The following is a 2718-nucleotide window of genomic DNA, read 5'->3' on the forward strand; positions in this document are numbered from 1 at the left end:
CCTCCTTCTTCTCCTCGGGAGGCGGCGGCGGAGGGGGCTTCTGTACCTCCACCATGACCAGCTCCACGGGGCGCTGCACCACCGGCCGGGGCCGGTCCGCCATGTGGCTCAGGTACCAGAAGCCCACGCCGTGCAGCACCAGCGACACGAGCAGGAAGGCGCCCACGAACACGAGCGAGCGCTCGCGGCGGGGGAAGGAGTTGTCTTGGAGGACCGCCTGGCTCATGTGCTGGGTCGTGCCGTCAGGGAGTGGCGGGCGCGGCCGCGGGGGCCACGTCCTTCTCGATGTTGAGGGCGAACTTGGCGATGCCCTGGCCCTTCACCGTGTCGATGAGGCGCATCACCTGGCCGTAGGCGATGGTCTGGTCGGCGCTGATGATGGCGCGCGTGTCCTTGTCCTTGGCCACGGCCTCCGCGACCTTGGTGGTCAGCTCCGGCTCCGTCACCTGCGCGCCGTCGAAGTAGAGCTTGCCCTCCTTGTCGAGCACGACATTGACCAGGCCCTGCACCGTCTCGCCGCCGTTGGCCGCGCGAGGCAGGTCCACCTCCACCGTCTCGCGGACGATGAAGTTCGCCGTCACCATGAAGATGATGAGCAGCACCAGCACCACGTCCACCAGCGGCGTGACGTTGATGCCCGTGATTTCCTCTTCGTTGTCCTGCGCGCCGCCCGCCATGACCTAGCGGACCTCCGCGGCGCGGGCGGCCGTGTCCGGCGTGCGCCCCGAGGCGCGCATGCTGCCGACGAGCGCGTGGCCCAGGGCGTTGGTGCGGCTGGTCACCGTCTTGAGCTGACGGTTGAAGATGTTGAACGCGACGACGGCGGGAATCGCGACGGCCAGGCCCACCGCCGTGGCGACGAGCGCCTCGGAGATGCCGGCCATGACGGTCTGCTGGATGGCCGCGCCCTTCACGTTGCTGGCGCCCAGATCGTTGAACGCCTTGATGATGCCGAGCACGGTGCCGAACAGACCGATGAACGGCGCGTTGTTGCCCAGCGTGCCCAGGAAGGACAGGAAGCGCTCGTACTGGGGACGCTCGCGCGCGACGGTGGAGGCGATGACCTGCTCCACGGTGTCGGCGCCCTGCGCGCTGGCGGCGAGCGCCTCGCGGATGACGGCGGCCTCCATGCCCGTCTTGCCCTCGATGGCCTTGCGCCCCGCATCGAAGTCACCCTTCGCCAGCCGCACCGCGAGCGCCTCCGAGTCCGGCAGCCGGTGGCGGGCGAAGTACACCGCGCGCTCCAGCATGATGGCGATGGAGAGCACCGAGAGGACGACGAGAATCCAGAGGACCCACTCGGCGGACGTGAGCGTGACGCCGAGCAGCTTGCTGCTGAGCCAGCCGAGCTCGGAGTGTCCTGACTGGGCCAGGAGGATGGGGGGGAGCGTCATGCGCCCATCTGTTTCTCCGTCCGCCCTGAAAGTCAAATGGATCAGCCGGTTTGTCCGCTTCCCGGGCCCTCGGGCAGCGACTGGAAACACATTTGTTGCCCGGCCGTCCGCTCCTCTTCAGGCCCGGTTCCCCACGCGGACTCGGAGTGCTGGTCCGCGTGGGTCCGGCACCTTCATTGGGGGGTCATCTTGAGCAGGCGGCCGTTCGGGTCGTCGGTGAGCAGGTACAGCGCGCCCTCGGGGCCCTGGACCACCTCGCGCACCCGGCCGTTGCCCGCGGGCTTGAGTCGCTCCTCGCCCACCACCCGGTCATTCTGGAGGACGAGCCGGATGAGCGCGTGCCCTGACAGCGCTCCGATGAAGATGTTCCCCCGCCACTCCGGGAACAGGTTCCCCGAGTAGATGGTCATCCCGGACGGAGATATCACTGGGTTCCAGAAGTAAACGGGTTGCTCCATGCCCGGGCCCTGGCCGGATTGGTGGATGGGGGCGCCGGAGTACTCGGTGCCGTAGCCGATGGTGGGCCAGCCGTAGTCCTTGCCGCGCTCCACCAGGTTGAGCTCGTCGCCGCCCAACGGGCCCATCTCCGCCTCCCAGAGCCGGCCGCGTGAGTCGAGCGCTGCGGCCAGGATGTTGCGGTGGCCCAGGGAGAAGATCTCCGAGCGGGCGCCGACCTGGTTGTAGAAGGGGTTGTTCGAGGGGACGGTGCCGTCGGGGAAGATGCGGACGATCTTGCCGAAGTGGCTGTTGAGCTGTCGGGCCTGGACGCGGCCGGGGAGGATGGAGCGCTCGCCCAGCGTGACGAACAGGGTGCCGTCCGGGTGGAACACGATGCGCCCGCCCGCGTGCAGCGTCGAGTCCAGCGTGGGCTTCATGCGGAAGATGATCTGCAGGGCCTCGATGCGCGGCTGGGGGCCGTCCACCAGCTTGCCTCGCGCGACGGCCAGGCCGTTGCCCGCGGTGGGCCGGCCGTTGCCCGCCTCGCGCGGCTCGTAATAGCTCCAGTAGATGTAGCGGCTCTGGGCGTAGTCGGGGCCCACCTCCACGTCCATCAGCCCGCCCTGGCCCCGGCCGTCCACGGGCGGCAGGCCCGCCACGGGCGCGGACTTCGCGCCCTGCTGGGTGACGATGTAGAGCTTCCCGGTGGGCTTCTCCGTCACCAGCATCCGCCCGTCCGGGAGGAAGGCGATGGCCCAGGGGTAGTTGAAGCCACTTGCAATGGTGGTGACTTTGTAACGCGTCTGCGAGACGACGACGGGGCCGTTCGTCTGGCCGGGGAAGGCGGGAGGGAAGGGGGACGCGAGGGGCGCGGCGACCTGTGGGG

Annotated in this window: 3 protein-coding genes and 1 pseudogene; all 4 read right to left on the reverse strand. The window is 69.1% G+C overall.

Annotated elements, in window-relative coordinates:
- Positions 1-226 (reverse strand): annotated as a pseudogene (locus tag FL311_RS42505) (energy transducer TonB); the annotation flags it as partial.
- A gap of 16 nt (positions 227-242) precedes the next feature.
- The gene (locus tag FL311_RS42510) at positions 243-677 is read right to left on the reverse strand and encodes a biopolymer transporter ExbD (protein ID WP_141333310.1); all 435 of its coding nucleotides are present in this window, start codon (positions 675-677) and stop codon (positions 243-245) included.
- Positions 678-680: 3 nt separating this feature from the next.
- Positions 681-1394 (reverse strand): MotA/TolQ/ExbB proton channel family protein, encoded by a 714-nt coding sequence (locus FL311_RS42515; protein ID WP_046716312.1) that lies wholly within the window; start codon positions 1392-1394, stop codon positions 681-683.
- A gap of 173 nt (positions 1395-1567) precedes the next feature.
- Positions 1568-2718: PQQ-dependent sugar dehydrogenase (locus FL311_RS42520; RefSeq protein WP_141333312.1), on the reverse strand; the 1151-nt coding region annotated here is incomplete at its 5' end.

Origin of the sequence: Myxococcus sp. AB025B (genome assembly GCF_006518215.1) — a bacterium.
GTDB classification, from domain to species: Bacteria; Myxococcota; Myxococcia; order Myxococcales; family Myxococcaceae; genus Myxococcus; species Myxococcus fulvus.

Coding starts and splice junctions, on each gene's coding strand:
- FL311_RS42510 (WP_141333310.1), bottom strand. CDS start 677: ATGGCGGGCGGCGCGCAGGACAACGAAGAGGAAATCACGGGCATCAAC.
- FL311_RS42515 (WP_046716312.1), bottom strand. CDS start 1,394: ATGACGCTCCCCCCCATCCTCCTGGCCCAGTCAGGACACTCCGAGCTC.